The organism is Tenacibaculum piscium, assembly GCF_021390715.1.
Classification (GTDB): Bacteria; Bacteroidota; Bacteroidia; order Flavobacteriales; family Flavobacteriaceae; genus Polaribacter; species Polaribacter piscius.
The window spans coordinates 430,907-452,637 of the sequence record NZ_JAJGWT010000001.1 but is presented as its reverse complement, the minus strand read 5'-3'; the positions used below and the strand labels follow the sequence as shown (position 1 = coordinate 452,637).

General features: G+C 32.7%; 18 protein-coding genes. 15 read left to right on the top strand and 3 right to left on the bottom strand.

Annotation, left to right across the window (positions count from 1 at the left end; genetic code table 11):
• Nucleotides 1-167 precede the first annotated feature (167 nt).
• Together L0U77_RS02045 and L0U77_RS02040 are read right to left on the bottom strand one after the other, a co-directional pair.
• Entirely contained in the window at nt 168-2,066 is a 1,899-nt protein-coding gene (locus tag L0U77_RS02045) for an amidophosphoribosyltransferase (RefSeq protein WP_233898097.1), read from the bottom strand.
• Nucleotides 2,067-2,149: 83 nt separating this feature from the next.
• The gene (locus L0U77_RS02040; protein ID WP_101918172.1) at nt 2,150-3,076 is read right to left on the bottom strand and encodes a PfkB family carbohydrate kinase; all 927 of its coding nucleotides are present in this window, start codon (nt 3,074-3,076) and stop codon (nt 2,150-2,152) included.
• Nucleotides 3,077-3,149: 73 nt separating this feature from the next.
• Here L0U77_RS02040 and L0U77_RS02035 point away from each other — a divergent pair, with 73 nt between their 5' ends.
• The 5 genes from L0U77_RS02035 (at nt 3,150) to L0U77_RS02015 (ending at nt 6,650) form a co-directional block, all read left to right on the top strand.
• Nucleotides 3,150-3,575 carry a SufE family protein gene (locus L0U77_RS02035; protein WP_101918171.1) on the top strand — a complete coding sequence of 142 codons (426 nt, stop codon included), beginning with the start codon at nt 3,150-3,152 and terminating at the stop codon, nt 3,573-3,575.
• A 51-nt stretch (nt 3,576-3,626) separates the two neighbouring features.
• Complete coding sequence (locus L0U77_RS02030) at nt 3,627-3,947, top strand: DUF59 domain-containing protein (RefSeq protein ID WP_101918170.1); 321 nt, start codon at nt 3,627-3,629, stop codon at nt 3,945-3,947.
• A gap of 1 nt (nt 3,948) precedes the next feature.
• Nucleotides 3,949-4,464: a DUF2480 family protein gene (locus L0U77_RS02025; RefSeq protein ID WP_233896788.1), complete on the top strand. Its 516-nt coding sequence runs from the start codon at nt 3,949-3,951 to the stop codon at nt 4,462-4,464.
• Nucleotides 4,465-4,551: 87 nt separating this feature from the next.
• Nucleotides 4,552-5,466 (top strand): DUF3078 domain-containing protein, encoded by a 915-nt coding sequence (locus tag L0U77_RS02020; RefSeq protein WP_233885410.1) that lies wholly within the window; start codon nt 4,552-4,554, stop codon nt 5,464-5,466.
• 101 nt (nt 5,467-5,567) lie between these two features.
• A complete protein-coding gene (locus tag L0U77_RS02015) occupies nt 5,568-6,650 on the top strand; it encodes a CNNM domain-containing protein (RefSeq protein WP_233896791.1) in 1,083 nt (360 codons plus the stop codon).
• Nucleotides 6,651-6,769: 119 nt separating this feature from the next.
• On the opposite strand, the gene L0U77_RS02010 is transcribed toward L0U77_RS02015, so the two are convergent.
• Nucleotides 6,770-7,132, bottom strand: coding sequence for an SPOR domain-containing protein (locus L0U77_RS02010; protein WP_233885408.1), 363 nt, complete (start codon nt 7,130-7,132; stop codon nt 6,770-6,772).
• A gap of 215 nt (nt 7,133-7,347) precedes the next feature.
• Between L0U77_RS02010 and L0U77_RS02005 the strand changes: the two genes are divergently transcribed.
• The 10 genes from L0U77_RS02005 (at nt 7,348) to L0U77_RS01960 (ending at nt 21,719) form a co-directional block, all read left to right on the top strand.
• A complete protein-coding gene (locus tag L0U77_RS02005) occupies nt 7,348-8,643 on the top strand; it encodes a c-type cytochrome (protein WP_101918166.1) in 1,296 nt (431 codons plus the stop codon).
• A gap of 31 nt (nt 8,644-8,674) precedes the next feature.
• Nucleotides 8,675-11,815, top strand: coding sequence for a TAT-variant-translocated molybdopterin oxidoreductase (locus tag L0U77_RS02000; protein WP_101918165.1), 3,141 nt, complete (start codon nt 8,675-8,677; stop codon nt 11,813-11,815).
• Between the two features lie 27 nt (nt 11,816-11,842).
• Complete coding sequence (gene nrfD / locus L0U77_RS01995) at nt 11,843-13,243, top strand: NrfD/PsrC family molybdoenzyme membrane anchor subunit (RefSeq protein WP_233896792.1); 1,401 nt, start codon at nt 11,843-11,845, stop codon at nt 13,241-13,243.
• A complete protein-coding gene (locus L0U77_RS01990; protein ID WP_101918163.1) occupies nt 13,233-13,760 on the top strand; it encodes a DUF3341 domain-containing protein in 528 nt (175 codons plus the stop codon). Before nrfD ends, L0U77_RS01990 begins: the two co-directional genes overlap by 11 nt.
• Nucleotides 13,761-13,769: 9 nt before the next feature.
• Nucleotides 13,770-14,315 (top strand): c-type cytochrome, encoded by a 546-nt coding sequence (locus L0U77_RS01985; RefSeq protein WP_233885402.1) that lies wholly within the window; start codon nt 13,770-13,772, stop codon nt 14,313-14,315.
• 25 nt (nt 14,316-14,340) lie between these two features.
• Nucleotides 14,341-15,882: a quinol:cytochrome C oxidoreductase gene (locus tag L0U77_RS01980; RefSeq protein WP_233896794.1), complete on the top strand. Its 1,542-nt coding sequence runs from the start codon at nt 14,341-14,343 to the stop codon at nt 15,880-15,882.
• A gap of 31 nt (nt 15,883-15,913) precedes the next feature.
• Nucleotides 15,914-16,921, top strand: a complete 1,008-nt coding sequence (locus tag L0U77_RS01975; RefSeq protein WP_101918161.1) for a cytochrome c oxidase subunit II — start codon at nt 15,914-15,916, stop codon at nt 16,919-16,921.
• Between the two features lie 27 nt (nt 16,922-16,948).
• Nucleotides 16,949-18,718, top strand: coding sequence for a cytochrome c oxidase subunit I (locus L0U77_RS01970; RefSeq protein WP_233885398.1), 1,770 nt, complete (start codon nt 16,949-16,951; stop codon nt 18,716-18,718).
• Nucleotides 18,719-18,925: 207 nt separating this feature from the next.
• Nucleotides 18,926-19,984, top strand: coding sequence for a Holliday junction branch migration DNA helicase RuvB (ruvB, locus tag L0U77_RS01965; protein WP_193699580.1), 1,059 nt, complete (start codon nt 18,926-18,928; stop codon nt 19,982-19,984).
• A 1-nt stretch (nt 19,985) separates the two neighbouring features.
• Nucleotides 19,986-21,719, top strand: coding sequence for a SulP family inorganic anion transporter (locus L0U77_RS01960; RefSeq protein ID WP_101918158.1), 1,734 nt, complete (start codon nt 19,986-19,988; stop codon nt 21,717-21,719).
• Nucleotides 21,720-21,731: the final 12 nt, after the last annotated feature.

Here is a 21,731-nt window from a genome sequence, read left to right as displayed (position 1 = left end):
TAATTTTTAAGATTTTAAATAAAAAACCTGAACAAAATATTGTTCAGGTTTTTTTATTTTATACTCTTTATTTTGAAGTAAAAACTAAGAGAAAAGTCTAAGAAAAAAGTAAGCAAAAAAAAGAGTTTGATATTTTAATCAAACTCTTTTTTTAAGCTTATAAAAATTTAATATGCTCTTTCATCATTCTTTTCGTAGAAGTTAATAAATGCTTGATTTACAACACGATTTCCTCCATCAGTAGGATAATCTCCTGTGAAATACCAATCACCTAAATTATCAGGACAGGCTTTGTGTAAATTAGTAACATTTTGAAAAATTACTTCAACATCAGTTTTAATATCTGAAGTTTTTAATAAGGCGGCAATTTTAGTAGAAATTTGTTCATCAGTAAAAGGAGCATATACTTCTTTCACATAATTTACAACATCTTTATCTTCGCTAACTTGTTGTTGTTTACATTTTTCATATACGGTATTAATAATATCATATTGATTGGTTTCTTTTAATAATGCTAAAGCGGCTTTAAAAGCGATAAAATCATTAATTTTCGCCATATCGATACCATAACAATCAGGATAACGAATTTGAGGAGCAGAAGAAACCACGACAATTTTCTTCGGATTTAATCTATCTAATATTTTGATAATACTTTTCTTTAAAGTCGTACCACGAACAATACTATCATCAATAATTACCAGATTATCGGTTGGTTTTACCACGCCGTAAGTAACATCGTAAACGTGTGCTACTAAGTCATCTCGACTACTATCATCAGTAATAAAGGTTCTTAATTTTGCATCTTTAATGGCAATTTTTTCAAAACGAGGTCTTTTTGAAAGAATATCGGTTACTTTTTCTTTGGATAATTTTGTTCCACCTGCTAAAATAGCGGCTGTTTTTTGCTGATTTAACACATCTTCAGCAGCTTCCATCATTCCAAAAAATGAGGTTTCTGCGGTGTTCGGAATGTATGAAAATACTGCATTTTCGATATCATCATCAATTGATTTTAAAACTTCAGGAAATACGTATTTTCCTAAATTTTTACGTTCTGTATAAATATCGGCATCGCTTCCTCTAGAGAAATAAATTCTTTCAAAAGAACAGGCTTTTTTAGGACGTTGTTCCAGAACTGGTTTCATAGAAGTTTCGCCACTTTTTTTGATGATTAACGCATGACCTCTATCAATTTCTTTAATTTCATCAATAGGAACATTAAATACGGTTTGAATCGCAGGACGTTCCGAGGCAACGACTACAACTTCATCATCTTGATAATAAAATGCAGGACGAATTGCCGATGGATCTCTTAATACAAAGGCATCACCGTGTCCTAATAAACCAGCCATGGCATATCCACCGTCCCAATTTTTTGCAGAACGCTGTAAAATTCGTTGAATATCTAAATGTTCTTCGATATAACCAGAAGCATCTTTTTTACTAAAACCAATTTCTTTTGCTTTGACATATAATTTAGAAACTTCATCTTCTAAGAAATGACCAATTTTTTCCATTACCGTAACGGTATCGGTTGCTTCTTTTGGGTGTTGTCCTAATTCGATTAGGTCATTTAAAAGTTGTTTTGAGTTGGTCATATTAAAATTACCTGCAACAAGTAAATTTTGATGTTTCCAATTACGTTGACGTAAAAAAGGATGTACATTTTCGATAGAATTTCCACCAAAAGTACCGTAACGAACGTGTCCTAAAAATAGGTTTCCTAAATAAGGAACATTATCTTCTTGCCATTTTATGTCGTCTGTTTTTTCTGGATTTTCTTGAAGAACATTGTTAATTCTATCGTTTATTTTACCAAAAATATCTTTAATTGGTTGTGGTTGGTTCGAACGTATTCTACTAATATAGCGTGTTCCTTGTGCTACATTGAATTTTATACTTGCCAATCCTGCACCATCTTGCCCACGATTGTGTTGCTTTTCCATTAATAAATACATTTTATTTACACCGTAAAAAGCGGTTCCGTACTTATCTTTATAATATTGTAATGGTTTTAATAATCGAACCATTGCAATACCGCACTCATGTTTAATAGCATCACTCATTTGAAAAAAATATTTAAAAGGGTATTGTGTTTATTCTACTTTTTTTGACTAAAAAATCCGCAGCAAAAAGCGCGGATTTTTATTTATGATAATTCAATATCAAACTGTGTTAATTCTTTAAAAGACTGCAGACGTGTTAGCACTTCGTCCTTTGTAAGTTCTTCCATTCGTTGTGTTCCAAATTTTTCAACACAGAAGGAGGCTAAATTAGATCCGTAAATAATTCCATTTTTCATGTTATCAAACGAGATATCTTCCGTTTTTGCTAAATATCCACAAAAACCTCCTGCAAAGGTGTCTCCAGCTCCTGTTGGATCAAAGACTTCGGCTAACGGTAATGCTGGTGCGAAAAACATTTTTCCTTCACTAAATAATAAAGCGCCGTGTTCTCCTTTTTTGATAACCACATATTTCGGTCCCATTTCATGGATTTTTTTCGCAGCATTCACTAACGAGTATTCTCCACTTAATTGACGTGCTTCTTCATCATTAATGGTAACAACATCGACACGTTTTAAAACAGTATGTAAATCATCTAAAGCAATATCCATCCAAAAATTCATGGTGTCTAAAACCACTAATTTTGGGCGTTTGCTCATTTGGTCTAAAACTGACGCCTGTGTTAAAGGATGTAAATTTCCTAACATTACAATCCCAGCATCTTTAAATTCCTCAGGAACGACAGGGGTAAAATGTTCTAACACATTTAATTCTGTAATTAAAGTATCACGAGAATTCATGTCGTTATGATATTTTCCGCTCCAAAAGAATGTTTTTCCTTCTTTTACAACTTCAATTCCATCGGTATTAATGCCTTTGTCGTTCATCATATCTAAATATGATTGCGAAAAATCGCCACCAACCACAGAAACTACGCCTGTTTTTACGCCAAATTGAGACGCTGCCAATCCGACATAAGTTCCTGAACCTCCTAATATTTTATCTGTTTTGCCAAAAGGTGTTTCAATAGCATCAAAAGCTACGGTACCAACTGCTAATAATTTGCTCATTTCTTGTTTTTTTACTGTAATTTTGCACTTTTAATAACGTGTCTTTTACACAGTGCAAAAATAGTTTTAAAAAATGACTATCAAAGAAATACAAGAAGAAATTATTGACGAGTTTTCTATGTTTGATGACTGGATGGAGCGTTATGAATATATCATTGACTTAGGAAAATCATTACCTATCATCAACGAAACCTATAAGTTAGATGAAAATTTAATTAAAGGATGTCAGTCAAAAGTTTGGTTATATTCCGAACTTAAAAATGATACTATTCATTTTACCGCCGATAGCGATGCTATTTTAACCAAAGGAATTGTAGCCTTATTGTTAAGAGTATATTCGAACCAAACACCACAAGAAATTTTAAATGCCGATACCAAATTTATCGATGAAATTGGCTTGAAAGAACATTTAAGCCCAACACGTGCAAACGGTTTAGTATCGATGATTAAACAAATTAAAATGTATGCGATTGCACAACAATCAAAATTATCAAGCTAAATTAAATAGCGAAATAAAAAAATCAAATTAAAAATCTAAAGAAGTAGAAAGATGACCGATAAAGAATTAGACGAATTAGGCGATAAAATAGTAGGCGTTTTAAAAACAATTTACGATCCAGAAATTCCAGTAGATATTTATGAGTTGGGATTGATTTATGATGTATTTGTATCCGAGGAGAAGGACGCTAAAATTTTAATGACCTTAACTTCACCAAATTGCCCAGTAGCAGAAAGTTTGCCTGTGGATATTGAAAATAAAGTAAAATCATTAGAAGAGATTAATAATTGCGAAGTTGAAATAACTTTTGACCCTACTTGGACGCAAGAAATGATGAGCGAAGAGGCAAAGTTAGAACTAGGAATGTTATAAAATGTCAGAAGAAATTATAAATAAAATAGCAAACAGTCAATTAACAACTATTGATTTAGAAGACTTTTATCCGAAAGGAAATCGGGTTGTTTTTGATATTAAAGATTGGCTATATCAAGGAATCATCCTTCGAGAAAAAGACTTTCGAGAACACGTGAAAAATCATAATTGGCAACAATATGACGGTAATTATGTCGCTTTAAAGTGTTCTGATGATGCTATTATTCCATCTTGGGCATATTTATTATTAACGACAAAATTGACCGATTTCGCTAAAAAAGTAGTGGTTGGCGATTTAGAATTGCTAGAAACCGTACTTTTTAATGATATTATTACGAATTTAAATATCACGGAATATCAAGATAAACGACTCATCATAAAAGGCTGTTCTGATAAACCAATTCCGCAAAGTGCTTATACATTGTTGGTTAGCAAAATTCAACCTGTTTGTAAAAGCATCATGTTTGGGGAGGCGTGTTCAACAGTGCCTTTGTTTAAAAAAGTAATCAAAAAATAATAATAATTTTTTTTGAAAAAAAGTGACTTCTATAAAATAATGTTGTCTAATAAAAAGCGTAGTTTTGCGCTCTTAAAAAATAATAAAATGAAAAAAATAGTTTTAACATTAGCATTTGTATGTTCAATTATTTCTTTGCAAGCTCAAACAGTTGAAGAATTAAAAAAAGATCTTACAGCTAAAAAAGGTGAAATAAGTAAATTAGAAGGTGAAGCAAGTGCTTTACAATCTAAAATTGATGCTTTTCCAGGATGGAAATTCGGAGCATTTGGTACTATTGGAGCTAATTTCTCTGGATTTGACAGATGGTATTCGAATGCTGTTCCTAATTCATCAACAGGAAATATTGGTGTAACGGTAAATGGTTTCGCTAATTTAGATAGTGAAAAGTATTTTTGGAGAAACTCTGGAAATTTAAATTTAGGATGGATTAAGTTAGATGATAAAGATAACGCTAACGACGATACTAAATTTAAAGGAACTACTGATGTTTTTACCATCACTTCTTTATATGGTTATAAATTAACTAAAAAAATAGCTGTTTCTACTTTAGCAGAATACAGAACGTCTTTTATTAAAAACTTTAATGACCCAGGATATTTAGATGTTGGCGTTGGTATTACTTGGACACCTATTCCAGAATTAATAGTGGTAGCACATCCTTTAAACTACAACTTTGTGTTTAGTAAATCAGGTTCTGATTATGAATCTTCTTTAGGGGCAAAAATTGTAGCGGAATACAACAAGCAAATTGGTGATTTTAAATTCAGATCTAATTTATCGACTTTTCAAAGTTATAAATCATCAGATTTATCGAACGCAACTTGGATAAACTCAATTGGTTTTAACGTGTGGAAAGGAATTGGAATTGGATTAGAATCAGGATTAAGAGCGAATAAACAAGAAGCTTTTAATTCAGATTTAACAAATTATCCTTCTTTGTCAGCAACTCCTGGTAAAATTCAATCATACTGGTTGGCTGGTTTAAGTTACAGTTTCTAAATAAAAAGAGTATTATTATAATATAATTATAAGAAACCTCAAGCAGTAATGTTTGAGGTTTTCTTTTTTACGTATTTTAGCTAAAAATAAAATAAAATTAAATGACACTATTAATTATTTACGCTACAGTTTCTATTTTTTTCTCTTTTATATGTTCTATTTTAGAGGCAGTATTACTAAGTGTAACTCCCACTTTTGTAAATGTCAAAAAGAAAGAAGGCGAAGCTTTTGCAACACAATTAGAAACCTTAAAAAAAGATGTCGATAAGCCTTTAATTGCAATTCTTACATTAAATACGCTTGCGCATACGGTTGGTGCAATTTTAGTAGGAACAGAGGCTAAGAAGGTGTTTAATGATGATGGTTATGGTGTTTTTATTGTTTCTGCACTGATGACTATTTTAATTTTAGTCGCTTCGGAAATAATACCAAAAACAGTTGGTGCAACCTATTGGAAACAGCTTGCAAAATTGACAACAACAGCATTAAAAATTATGATTTTTCCATTAAAATGGACGGGTGTTTTATGGATTTTACAATTGACAACCAAATTGATTGGCGCAAAAGGTGGACATGGAAGCGTTTTAAGTAGAGAAGATTTTTCTGTAATGACTGATATTGCCGAACAAGAAGGTGTTTTTCATGAAAATGAAAGTAATGTGATTCGAAATATGTTAAATTTTAAAGATATTCAGGTCAAAGATATTATGACGCCTCGAACAGTTATTAAAACTGCGGATGAGAATCAAACAATTCAATCTTTTTTTGATGCTAATAAGTCGTTACATTTTTCTAGGATTCCTGTTTTTAATCAGAATCCCGATACAATAACAGGTTATATTTTAAAAGATCAACTTTTTTTAGCATTAATTGATCAAAAAGGAAATGAACCTTTAAAGACAATTAAGAGAGATATTATAATTGCTGATAGAGATTTATCGATTCCTGGATTATTCAATAAATTAGTAGAAAAACGGGAACACTTAGCCTTAGTTGTTGATGAATATGGTTCTGTTAGTGGTCTTGTAACTCAAGAAGATGTTATTGAAACCTTATTAGGTTTTGAAATTATGGACGAAAGTGATAGCGTTGCTGACTTACAGAGTTTGGCAAGAAAAAATTGGAAAAAAAGAGCCGCAAACATAGATACTATTGACGAATCTAATAGTGAATTAGAGAAGTAATAAGTGAATTTTTTTTTAAAAAAAAACATAATATTTTCTTTTGATATTTTGTGATACTAGTTGAAACGAAGATAATTTATAAAAAAAACTCAATACTTATAGTATTGAGTTTTTTATTTTTATAGCGGAACAACAATAGAACCGTTAAATTTTTCTCTAATTTTATTTAAAGCTCTATCGGCTTCTAGTTTTGTTCTGTAATCGCCAACTTGTATTTTCCAATCAGGCTGATCGTATTTAATTTTTGTGTAAATAGTAGGAAATTCACCACGAAATCGGCTTTGTAAACTTTTTGCTTTGGTTTCTAATCCATTATATAATTGAATTCGAAAGCCAGTTCCGTTGTTTTGATTGTACATTCTTTTCTTTTTTAGAAGAGAAATAATGTCATTATTTTCTGGCTGTTTTTCTTGTGCTTTAGCAATAGAAATACCTATCGAAAGAGATAGTGCTAAGGTTAGTAAAATTCTTCTTTTTTTCATTTTATTAAAACTTTATACAAAAGTAACAACTTGTAATTTAATAGATTGTTCGCGTTACTTATTTAGAACAAATATAAATTATAAATTACCAATCTCTTAACATTTCACAATTTATATAGAAGTAGTACTTTTGCATAAGGTTCTATTTGTTATCTTAAAAATAACAACTTAGAAAAAACTGTACCAAAACAGATACAAAACTTATATTTAAAAGTATGAAAAGTGTGAAACATCACAGCGGATTAACCCAAACACTCGTAAGGAGTTTAGCTTTCTTTTTAGTTTTATTAGTAAGCTTTTCAGCTTTTTCACAAGATGTTGATGAGGCTCGTCAAAAAGAAGGGAAAAAATTATTTAAATCTTTATGTGCTTCGTGTCACAAGCTAGATAAAAAGCTTGTAGGGCCTAAGTTAGGCGACGTAGAAAGCCGAAGAGAAAACGCTTGGTTAAAGTCTTGGATTAAAGACAATGCTGCGTTTAGAGCTTCTGGTGATAAAGACGCAATAGAGGTTTTTGAAGAGTATAACAAGGCTGGAATGTCTGCTTTTCCTCAGTTAACTGATAAAAATATCGATGATATTCTTTATTATACAACTGTAGGTGAAATTAAGAAAGCAACTGATGTGGCTGTAGCTGCTGATGGTGTTAGTACTGAGAAAGGAGAAGCTCCAGGGTGGTTAATCTATATATTAGGTGCTGCGATTATTGTTGCTTTTTTAATTATCGCTAGTTTATTGAAAACAATTAGTGAGTTAAAAGGAGCGCCTAAAACTCCAGGAGCAGTTGGTCAAACAGCCGATTTATGGGAAGGACTTAAGAAAAATACATTCTTACAGATTTTAATCGTAATCTTTTTAGCGTTAGTTGCTGCTTATTTCTTATTTGGAACTCTATTTAAAGTAGGGGTAGATGAAGGATATCAGCCAATACAGCCAATCGCTTTTTCTCATAAAATTCACGCAGGTGATAATAAAATTGATTGTCAATATTGTCACTCATCAGCAAAACATAGTAAAACATCAGGTATTCCTTCAGTAAATGTATGTATGAACTGTCATAAGAATATTTCAGAAGTAGCAGATGATACTAAGGTTGTTATGGATGATCATACATTAACTAAAACAGATTTAGATAAAGAAATCGCTAAGATATACGAAGCTGCTGGTTGGGACGCTGATAACTTAGAGTATACCGGAATAACAAAACCTGTCAAGTGGGTTAGAGTTCATAATTTACCAGATTTCGCATATTTTAATCACTCACAACATGTTACAGTTGCTGGTTTAAAATGCCAGAAATGTCATGGTCCTGTAGAGGAAATGGAAGAAGTATATCAATATTCGCCATTAACAATGGGCTGGTGTATTGATTGTCATAAAGAAACAAAGGTTGACTTAAAAGGAAACGAATACTATGCTAAAATTCATAAGCAATTAGCAGCAAAGTATGGCGTTGACCAAGTTACAATTGCTCAATTAGGAGGAAAAGAGTGTGGTAAGTGCCACTATTAATCAATTAGAAAGTAGAAAAACACGTATATAAATGGCTTTAAACAAAAAATACTGGCAAAGTGTTGAAGAACTAAAAGATAGTTCTGTTGTTGAAACGCTACGTAATAATGAGTTTGTACAAGATATTCCTACAGATGAGTTTTTAGGTGATAAAGATACATTAGAAACATCATCAACCTCACGTAGAGATTTCTTGAAATATGTTGGATTTACCACAGCAGCCGCTTCTTTAGCAGCATGTGAGGGTCCCGTAAGAAAATCAATCCCTTATGTAGTACAACCAAATGATATTGTTGTAGGTGTTGCTGATTGGTACGCAACCACAATAGCTGACGGTTTTGATTTTGCAAACGTATTAGTGAAAACACGCGAAGGACGCCCTATTCTTGTAATGCCTAATAAGCAAGCAGGAGGTGAAACAAACGCACGTACGCAAGCATCGGTTTTATCATTATATGATGCTCAATTACGTTTAAAAGAACCTAAAAAAGAAGGCGCTGAAATTTCTTGGGAAGCTGCAGATAAAGAAATCATCGCAACGCTTAATGAATTAAAAGAAGCAAACGAATCAGTAGTGTTATTAACAGGAACGTTAGCAAGTCCTTCTACTGAAAAAGTTATTGCTGATTTTATCGCAGTATATCCAAACGTAAAGCACGTTGTTTATGATGCTATTTCAGAAAGTGCTACCGCTGATGCTTTTGAAGCAATGTACGGTACACGTGCTTTACCTAATTATGATTTTAGTAAAGCAGAGGTAATCGTTTCTATTGGAGCAGATTTTATTGGTGATTGGCAAGGTGGTTATGAAAAATCATATGCTGATGGTCGTAGAGCTGATTCTGGTAAAATGTCTTACCATGTTCAGATAGAAAGCAATATGTCGTTAGCAGGAGCAAATGCTGATAAAAGAATGGTTGTAAAACCTTCTGATCAGGTATATGCTTTGGTTAATTTATATAATGCTGTAACAGGAGAATCTCTTCCTTCAAAAGCAACAAAATTAGATGCTGAAATTAAAAAGCTAGCTAGCGATTTAAAGAAAGCAGGTTCTAAAGGGGTTGTAATTACAGGATTAAATGATAAAAACGCTCAGTTAATCGCTTTTGCAATTAATGAGAAGTTACAAAGTGAAATATTCGATACCAAAGCTGTTAATTTAACACGTCAAGGTAACGATACACAAGTAAGTCAGTTAGTTGCAGATATTAAATCAGGAAAAGTAAAAGGAATAGTAACCTATAATACGAATCCTTTATATACACTATCAAATGCTACTGATTTAGCAGAAGGAATTAAAAAATTAAAATTATCTGTTGCAATAGCTACTCAAAATGATGCAACAGCAAACGCTACACAATATACATTGCCTGCGCCTCATAACTTAGAGAGTTGGGGAGATGTAATGGCAACCAAAGGAACGTATAGTTTAATGCAGCCAACGATTTCACCATTATTTAATACACGTCAGTTACAAGATGTGTTATTAAAATGGTCAGGTAGCACTATAAATTATTACGATACTTTAAAGAATTTTTGGAGCACGACTGTTTTAGCAGGAGCTTCATGGAATCAAGCATTGCATGATGGTTTTTTCAAATCAGCAATAATTTCAGAAGAAGAAGCTTTTGAATCTACAGTAGTTATTAGTACTACAGTATCTCAGTTATTAAAAGCAACAAGTACTGCTTCAGGTTTTGAGTTAAACTTGTTTTCATCAACTGCTTTAGGGGATGGTAAACAAGCGAACAATCCTTGGTTACAAGAATTGCCAGATCCTATTACACGTGCTGCCTGGGATAATTACTTAACCGTTTCAATGGCTGATGCTAAAGAATTAGGTTTTGAAAATCCTGTAAAAGATAACGGTGCTATTGATGGTAATTACGCCACTATTACAGTAAATGGTGTTTCTATTGAAAAAGTTCCTGTAATTATTCAGCCAGGTCAAGCAAAAGGTTCTGTAGGTTTAGCTTTAGGATATGGTAGAACACAAGGTTTAAAAGAGGAAATGCAAGTAGGAATAAATGCATATCCTTTATATAAAAACTCAAATGCTGTTCAATATAATGTTTCTATTGAGAAAACTTCAGGATGGCATAAGTTTGCTTGTACACAAGTACAGAGTACACTTGCTGGTCGTCATGATATTTTAAAAGAAGCAACTTTACAACAGGTAAATAATAAAAACTTAGATCCAAAACATACTTGGAATAAGCCAGCAATGGTTTCTTATGACCATCAAGAAGTAGAAGCTAAAAGCATCGACTTATGGGATGATCATAATAGAGAGGTAGGACATCACTTTAATTTATCTATTGATTTAACTTCTTGTACAGGATGTGGGGCATGTGTAGTAGCGTGTCATGCAGAAAATAATGTACCAGTTGTAGGAAAAGATGAAGTACGAGTGGGTAGAGATATGCACTGGTTACGTATTGACCGTTATTATTCTTCTACTGTTGTTGATAAGCAACATGAAGCTTCTATGACTATTGAAGAGTTTAAAGCTCAAAACCCTAGTTTAGCAAATAAAGATGTTGAACGAAAGTATACGGAAAAAGTTTTAGAATTAAGTAGAGGAGATTTATTTGATGCTTTAGAAAATTCAGCAGAAAATCCTGAAGTAGCTTTTCAACCAATGATGTGTCAGCACTGTAATCATGCTCCTTGTGAAACAGTATGTCCAGTAGCAGCAACATCACACGGTCGTCAAGGTCAAAATCAAATGGCTTATAACAGATGTGTAGGTACAAGATATTGTGCAAATAACTGTCCTTATAGAGTTCGTCGTTTTAACTGGTTTAATTATTCAGAAAACAATGAGTTTGACTTCAATATGAATAACGAATACGGAAAAATGGTGTTAAATCCAGACGTAGTAGTTCGTTCAAGAGGGGTAATGGAAAAATGTTCTATGTGTATTCAAATGACACAGGCAACAATTTTAAAAGCCAAAAAAGAAGGTAGAGCAGTACATAAAGACGAATTTGAAACAGCTTGTTCATCAGCATGTTCTACAGGAGCAATGGTGTTTGGAGATATAAATAATTCTGAAGATAAAGTAGCCTCTTTAAAAGAGGATGACAGAGCATTCCATGTGTTAGACTATATTGGTACAAAACCAAACGTAGTATATCAAGTGAAAGTAAGAAATACAAACGAAGCTTAATAATAAAATTAACAAGTATATAGATTTATGTCGTCTCATTACGAATCATCTTATAGAGAACCTTTAGTGTTGGGTAACAAAAGTTATCACGATATCACTGAAGACATTGCAAGACCTATAGAGGGTAAAGCAAATCAAAATTGGTATATCGCATTTTATATTTCTTTGGCAGCAATGCTCTGGGGATTTGGATGTATTTTCTACACCGTCGGTACAGGTATCGGTGTGTGGGGATTAAGTAAAAACATCGGTTGGGCATGGGATATAACCAACTTCGTATGGTGGGTAGGTATCGGTCACGCAGGAACCTTAATTTCCGCTGTACTATTACTCTTTCGTCAAAAATGGCGAATGGCAATTAACCGTTCCGCAGAAGCGATGACTATTTTTGCGGTATTCCAAGCAGGATTATTTCCGATTATTCACATGGGACGTCCGTGGAACGGATATTGGGTATTACCAATGCCGAACCAATTTGGATCATTATGGGTGAATTTTAACTCACCATTATTATGGGATGTATTCGCAATTTCAACTTATTTATCGGTATCATTAGTTTTCTGGTGGACAGGTTTATTACCAGATTTTGCAATGATTCGTGATAGAGCAGTAAAGCCTTTTCAAAAGAAAATATATGCTTTATTATCTTTCGGATGGTCAGGTAGAGCTAAAGATTGGCAACGTTTTGAAGAAGTATCATTAGTGTTAGCAGGTTTAGCTACTCCATTAGTACTTTCAGTACATACAATTGTATCGATGGATTTTGCTACTTCTATTAACCCAGGATGGCATTCAACAATATTTCCACCTTATTTCGTAGCTGGAGCAATATTTTCAGGATTTGCAATGGTACAAACCTTATTAGGTATAATGCGTAAGGTTACCAATATGGAAGCTTATATTACACGTTTACACGTAGAATATATGAATCAGGTAATTCTTTTAACAGGAGGAATTGTGGCTGTAGCGTATGCAACAGAGTTTTTTATAGCATGGTATACAGGTTCACCTTATGAAAATTATACGTATTTATCATTTGGAGCAGAAGCAGGAGCATATGGATGGGCATTTTGGTCATTGTTAATATGTAATATTATTTTACCTCAATTATTATGGATTAAGAAATTAAGAAGAAGTTTTATCTTCTCTTTTATTATCTCAATCGTAATTAATATTGGTATGTGGTTTGAGCGTTTCGATATTATCGCAATTGTATTGAGTAAAGGACATTTACCATCAACATGGTGGCGTTTTGAACCAACATTTGTAGATGTAGGTATTTTTGTAGGAACTATTGGATTTTTCTTTGTATTATTCTTATTATATGCAAGAACATTTCCTGTAATTGCACAAGCAGAAGTTAAGACAATCTTGAAATCTTCAGGAGAGAATTTTAAAAAATTAAGAGAAGAGAACAATGAGCACTAGTAAAGTAATTCACGCATTTTATAATGATGATGATATCTTAATGGATGCCGTTAAGAAAATCAAAGGAGAACATCATCACATTGAAGAAGTATTTTGTCCATTTCCAGTTCATGGATTAGACAAAGCTTTAGGATTAGCTCCAACACGTTTGGCAATTACTGCATTCTTTTACGGAATTACAGGTTTGTGCTTTGCTATTTGGATGACTAATTACATGATGATTCAAGATTGGCCACAAGATATTGGAGGTAAACCTAACTTTAGTTGGTTTACAAATATGCCAGCATTTGTACCAATTATGTTTGAATTAACCGTGTTTTTTGCAGCCCATTTAATGGTTATTACTTTTTATATGAGAAGTAGAATATGGCCGTTTAAAGAAGCAGAAAACCCAGATCCAAGAACTACTGATGATCATTTTTTAATGGAAATTCCTGTTCATGATAATGAAGAAGAGTTAAAGGCTTTATTAGCAACAACAGGTGCAGTAGAAATTAACATAGTAGAAAAGCACTAATAGAGAGATATGAAGAGTTTTGTGAAAATAATCGTCGCTTTAGTTGTAATAACAAGTGTTATTTCATGTGGAGACAAACGTACACCACAATTACAATATATGCCAGATATGTATGTTTCTATACCTTATGATGCAAATGGAGCAGTAGGTTTAAATGGAGAAATGGTAGATAGATTACCCGTTGCTGGTACCGTAAGTAGAAAAGGTATTGTAGCTTATGATATTCCGGATACGAATGAAGGATATGAAAAAGCAAAGTTAGAGTTAAAGAATCCTTTAGCGACTACTGAAAAAAATTTAGCAAAAGGTAAAGAATTATACGGGATTTATTGTGCTACTTGTCATGGATCAAAAGGTGATGGTAACGGAGTTTTATCTCAAAGAGATAAATTTAATGGAATACCAAACTATAAAGAGAGAGATTTAAATCCAGGAAATATTTACCATGTTATTATGTATGGTAAAAATTTAATGGGATCTCATGCAGCACAATTACAGTACAAAGAGCGTTGGCAAGTTGTACAGTATGTTGAGAAATTAAGAAGCGAATTATAATAAGTCTATAATAGATAGTTAAGATATGTACCAGTTTACAGGAAAATTAAAAATACTTGCTATTGCTCTTATGATTTTAGGAGCTTTAGGTACTGCCATCAGTTTTATGTCGGCACCTAAAACATTAGAAGAAGCAAAAGAGATTATAGCCAAACAGCATGATGCTCATAGTAGCAACCATGCTACCGTTGATGCTCATAAAAAAGAAACAGCACCTAAAGAAGATGTTCATACAACAGCACATGCTGATGTTGTAAAACAGGCTGAAGAAGTTAAAAGTCATCACGTAAATGATAGCACATCAGCACATGCTGTTGTAGATACGACTCATACAGAATCAGTAGTAGAAAATCATAAGGAGGCTAAAGTAACACATACGATTACTAGTCAGGCGCATACTGAAAATCATGACGCACATGCTGAACATGCTTTTCATCAAATGCAAAATCGTCCTTGGGCAGCATTCTTCGTAGCTTTAATGTTCTTTTTAGGAGTTACATTATTAGTGCTAGCTTTTTATGCAATTCAAAGAGTCGCGCAAGCGGGTTGGTCTGTTGTATTATTTAGAGTAATGGAAGCTATTACAGCAAATCTACACTACGTAAGTGTTATAATGTTAGTGTTTTTAATTGCTACTTTTATGCATATGAATCATTTATTTCCATGGATGGCAGAGGGAGTTTTTGATCCTCAAAGTCCAAACTATGATGCTGTAGTAGATGGTAAAAAATGGTTTTTAAATACTCCAGGGTGGTTAATTAGAAGTATTTTCTATTTAACGGTATGGAATGTATATCGTTTTGTAATTAGAAAAGGATCTATCAAACAAGAAAATGGAGATTTAAAATTACATATGAGAAATTATAATATATCTATAATTTTCTTATTCCTTTTTATGATTACCGAATCAATGATGTCTTGGGATTGGATTATGGGAATAGATCCTCACTGGTTCTCAACTTTATTTGGATGGTATGTGTTAGCTACTTTCTTAGTATCAGCATTAACAGTAATTGCTTTTGTAACTATTTATTTAAGAGCAAAAGGACACTTACCATTTGTAAATGATAGTCATATTCATGATTTAGCGAAGTATATGTTTGGTTTCTCTGTATTTTGGACATACTTATGGTTCTCTCAATTCATGTTAATTTGGTATGCTGATATTCCTGAAGAAACTACGTATTATTTACTAAGAATGAATGAATATCAAGTACCATTTTTAGCAATGGTAGTGATGAATTTTATTTTCCCAATATTATTATTAATCAATAGTGATTTTAAAAGTATTCCTTGGTTTGTAACTATCGGAGGAGTTGTAATATTAGCGGGTCATTATTTAGATGTATTTATAATGATTATGCCAGGAACAGTTGGTGCTCAATACGGATTTGGAATTGGAGAAATAAGTGGTATTTTATTTTTCTTAGGATTGTTTATATTTGCAACTTTTAATGCATTTTCAAAAGCGAATCCATTGGCAAAAGGAAATCCATTTTTACACGAAAGTGAAACACACCATTACTATAATATCGAACACAGAGGTGAAGATAGTAATGAACATTAATAATAATTAATAAACAAATAGTTTAGATAATATGCTCGCTTTATTTTATATTTTCATAGCAATTGCAATAGGAGTTAGTTTCTGGCAAATTACACGTATCATGAATCTTCGTTCTGTTATAGCTACAGATAAAGACAACGAAACACAAGGTAAATTAGCCATAGGTTTTTTAATATTCTTATATGCAATGATGGTTTATTGCTTAATAGCAATGAATGTAATTATGCTACCAGAGTCTGCTTCTATTGAAGGGGAACATCATGATAACTTATTTGACATTACATTTTGGTTATTAGGTATTGTTCAATTTGGAATGCAATTTTTAATCTTCTTTTTTACTTATAAATATAGAGGTAAAAAAGAGAACAAGGCATTGTTTTATGCCGATAGTCATAAGTTAGAAATGATTTGGACGGTTATTCCTGCAGTAACAATTGTACTATTAATAGGGTATGGTTTGTGGGCCTGGAATAATATAATGTATGTTGGAGATGACGAAAACCCAATTGTAATTGAAGTTTATTCTAGACAATTTGATTGGCAAGCACGTTATGCAGGAGAAGACAATGAATTAGGTTTAGGAAATGTTAACTTTATAAAAGGTATTAACTCTATGGGAGTTGATATGTCTGATCCAAAATCACAAGATGACAAAAAAGTTACCGAAATGGTTTTACCAAAAGGTAAAAAAGTTGTTTTTAAATTCCGTTCTCAAGATGTATTACATTCTGCTTACATGCCTCACTTTAGTGCACAGATGAACTGTGTTCCAGGGATGGTTACTCAATTTGCATTTACACCAAAGTATACCACAGCTGAAATGCGTTTAAACTCTGAAGTTATTGCAAAAACTGATGGAATTAATAAAATAAGAAAAGCAAAAGGAGAAGATCCTTATGAGTTTGATTTTTTACTGTTATGTAATAAAATTTGTGGTGCATCTCACTACAATATGCAAATGAAAATCACTGTTGTTGAACAAGCAGATTACGACAAGTGGTTATCAGAACAAAAAACATTAGCGCAAGTTATTAAATAAGATATTTTTTAAAAGTATATATAGATTATGTCAGATCATCATCACAAAGAAACATTTGTAACTAAATACATCTTTAGTCAAGATCATAAAATGATCTCGAAACAATATCTTGTTACGGGTATATTTATGGGGGTTATAGGAGGCTTTATGTCTATGTTATTTCGTTTACAAATAGCATGGCCAGATACTTCTTTTTCAATTATAGAAGCATTTTTAGGGAACCATCAAACTGATGGAATTATGGATCCAGATATGTACTTAGCATTGGTAACAATTCACGGTACAATAATGGTATTTTTCGTATTAACTGCTGGTTTAAGTGGTACTTTTTCGAATCTATTAATTCCATTGCAAATTGGAGCTCGTGATATGGCTTCCGGTTTCTTAAACATGGTTTCATACTGGTTGTTTTTCTTATCATCAGTAATAATGATTATTTCATTGTTTGTAGAGGCAGGACCCGCATCTGCAGGATGGACAATTTATCCACCATTATCAGCATTGCCACAAGCAATTCCAGGTTCAGGTACAGGAATGACATTATGGTTAGTATCGATGGCAATATTTATTGCTTCTTCATTAATTGGATCGTTAAATTACATCGTTACCATTTTGAACTTACGTACAAAAGGAATGAAAATGACCAGATTACCATTAACAATGTGGGCGTTTTTTGTAACAGCAATTATTGGAGTTGTTTCATTTCCAGTATTATTATCAGCGGCGTTATTATTAATTTTTGATAGAAGTTTTGGAACATCATTCTTCTTATCAGATATTTTTATCTCAGGAGAAGTGTTACACTATCAGGGAGGATCGCCAGTATTATTTGAACATTTATTCTGGTTCTTAGGACATCCAGAAGTATATATTATTTTATTACCAGCATTAGGATTAACATCAGAAGTAATTTCAACAAACGCACGTAAGCCAATTTTTGGATACCGTGCAATGATTGGATCTATTATGGCAATTGCATTTTTATCAACAATTGTTTGGGGACATCATATGTTTGTATCAGGAATGAACCCTTTCTTAGGATCGGTATTTACTTTTACAACGGTATTAATTGCGATTCCTTCGGCAGTAAAAGCATTTAATTATGTAACCACGCTTTGGAAAGGTAACTTACAATTAAATCCAGCGATGTTATTTTCTATCGGATTAGTTTCTACCTTCGTAACAGGAGGTTTAACAGGATTGGTTTTAGGAGATTCTGCATTAGATATTAACGTACACGATACCTATTTCGTAGTAGCTCACTTTCACTTAGTAATGGGAGTATCTGCTTTATTAGGGATGTTTGCTGGAGTATATCATTGGTTCCCTAAAATGTATGGTAAAATGATGAATAAAACATTAGGTTACTGGCACTTTTGGTTAACAATAATTTCTGCTTATGGAGTATTTTTCCCGATGCATTTTGTTGGATTAGCAGGTTTACCACGTCGTTATTACACCAATTCAAACTTTCCAATGTTTGATGATTTAGCTGATATTAACGTATTTATGACTTTAATGGCATTTTTAGGAGGAGCGGCTCAGTTAATATTCTTAGCAAACTTCTTTATTTCAATGTACAGAGGTCAAAAAGCAACACAAAATCCTTGGAAATCGAATACTTTAGAGTGGACTACACCAGTAGAACATATTCACGGAAACTGGCCAGGTGCTATTCCTGAAGTTCACCGTTGGGCATATGATTATAGTAAAGTTGATGAAAATGATGAGTATGTTCATGGAAAAGATTTCGTGTTACAAACAACACCATTATTAGAAGGCGAAGAACCTTCTTAAGAATATAAAATTTAATAGATAAAAACTATTATAAAAGTTTAAAAGCCTTCCAAATATTGGAAGGCTTTTTGTTTTAGAACTGTTTTATATAGTATTTCTAATTTTTACGTACGAATATGTATCTTAGCAATAGTTATCGCAATAGTTAAGTAAAGCGTAACAATTATTACAAAACAACCATTTTATATCAAGTATATTTGTGCCAATATGAACGAGAACTTAAATCCTGAAAACACGAATTTATCAAATGAGGAATTAGATGTTGAAAAACAATTACGTCCACTTTCTTTTGATGATTTTGCAGGTCAAGATCAAGCGATTGATAATTTAAAAATATTTGTTGAAGCAGCCAATCAACGTGATGAAGCTTTAGATCATACCTTATTTCACGGACCTCCAGGATTAGGAAAAACAACGTTAGCTCATATTTTAGCTAATGAATTAGGCGTTGGAATCAAAGTAACCTCAGGTCCTGTTTTAGATAAACCTGGCGATTTAGCAGGATTGTTAACAAATCTTGATGAACGCGATGTGTTATTTATTGATGAAATCCATCGATTAAGCCCTATTGTTGAAGAGTATTTATACTCAGCAATGGAAGATTATAAAATCGATATCATGATTGAATCAGGACCAAATGCACGGACTGTTCAAATTCATTTAGAACCGTTTACGTTAATAGGTGCAACCACTCGTTCAGGATTATTAACCGCTCCAATGCGAGCTCGTTTTGGTATCAGCAGTCGTTTACAATATTATTCAACTGAATTATTAACGACTATTATCGAACGAAGTGCCTATATTTTAGGCGTTCCAATATCAATGGAAGCGGCAATCGAAATTGCAGGCAGAAGTAGAGGAACACCTCGTATTGCCAATGCGCTATTGCGAAGAGTTCGAGATTTTGCTCAAATTAAAGGAAACGGAAATATCACTATTGAAATAGCAACTTACGCCCTAAAAGCATTGCATGTTGACGCCAATGGTTTGGATGAAATGGATACTAAAATTTTAAATACAATTATCGATAAATTTAAAGGAGGACCTGTTGGGCTGAGTACTATTGCAACGGCAGTTAGTGAAAATACCGAAACTATTGAAGAAGTTTATGAGCCTTTTTTAATTCAGCAAGGTTTTATAATGCGTACGCCAAGAGGACGAGAAGTTACCGATTTAGCATACAAACATTTAGGAAGAACAAGAGAAATAACTGAAAATTCAATAAAAAAATCAACGAGAAATTCAACGAAAGGCGAACTTTTTTAAAATGAAATTAAAAAAAATCATACCGATACTTGACTGGTTACCCAACTACAAGAAAACGCAAATTAGAGGTGATGTCATAGCAGGAATTACCGTCGCAACGGTCTTAATTCCGCAAGGAATTGCCTATGCTCTAATTGCAGGGTTACCACCAATTTATGGTTTATATGCCGCTTTAATTCCGCAATTAATATATGCGGTTTTTGGATCATCTCGCCAAGTGGCAATCGGTCCTGTGGCGATGGATTCTTTAATCGTAGCAACAGGCGTTTCTACTTTGGCGTTAATTGGCTCTGAAAGTTACATTGCTATTGCTATTTTATTGGCATTAATGGTCGGAACAATGCAGCTTTTATTAGGCGTATTTCGCTTAGGATTTATTGTTAATTTTTTGTCAAGACCTGTAATTATTGGCTTTACATCCGCAGTTGCACTTATTATTGGACTCAATCAATTTCGGAATTTATTAGGTGTTGATTTTCTGCAAAGCGACCAAGTACATATTTTATTAGAAGATATTATTCATAGAATTTCCTCTTTTAATACAAATACCACAATTGTTGGATTCATCGCTTGTTTGCTGATTATAATTTTTAGAAAAATCAATAAAAAAATACCAAATGCACTCATTGTCGTTATTTTAGGAATTGTTGTTATTCGTTTTTTTGGCGATTATCTAAAATTAACCGACATCGCAATTGTAAAAAATATTCCATCAGGATTGCCTAAATTTAACATTCCTATTATTGATATCGCTTTGATAAAAGAATTATTTCCAATAGCATCAACATTGGTACTTGTTGGATATTTAGAAATTATTTCCATAGGAAAAACGCTCGAAGCCAAGCAAGATGAATACCGAATAGACCCAAATCAAGAATTGGTCGCCTTGGGTTTTAGTAATATTGTAGGCTCATTATTTCAATCATATCCAACAACTTCTAGTTTTTCGAGATCTGCAATTAATGAAGAAGCAGGCGGGAAAACAGGAATTTCAGCATTTGTATCGGTTATAATTGTTGTTTTAACGTTGCTTTTTTTAACACCTTTATTTTATCATTTACCAAGAACGATATTATCAGCAATTATTATTGTGGCGGTTTTTAATTTGATAAATGTATCCGAAGCTAAAAAACTTTGGAAGGCAAATCAGCTAGATTTTTGGTTGTTAATTGCTACTTTTTTAGCCACTATTTTCTTCGGAATTGAATATGGGATATTAATTGGAGCAAGTTTATCATTAATTATTTTGATTTACAGAACCTCAAGACCTTACGTTGCCGAATTAGGAAAAGTACCAAATTCAGATTTTTATCGAAATAAAAATAGGTTTAAAGAAGTTATTATCGATAAAGAAATATTAATTTTTCGTTTTGATGCCCAATTATTTTATGCAAATGCTAATTATTTTCGAGATAAATTAGACGAAATGGCACACGAAAAAGGGACTTCGCTAAAACTAATTGTATTAGATGCCGAAAGTATCAATCGAGTTGATAGTACAGGAATCGAAATGCTAAAAGAACGTATTCGATATTATCATAAAAGAAATATTGCCTTCTATTTTGCAGGTGTAAAAGGACCTGTTAGAGATGCTTTTTTTAAAGGAGGAATTTTAGAAGTGAGCAGTTTAGACCACTTTTTTATGCGTGATAATGGCGCTGTAAATTTTTTTAAAACAGGCGATAATCAAAATCAAAAAAAATACGCACAATATATTCATCAAGCGTATGAATAATTTAGTTAGAGA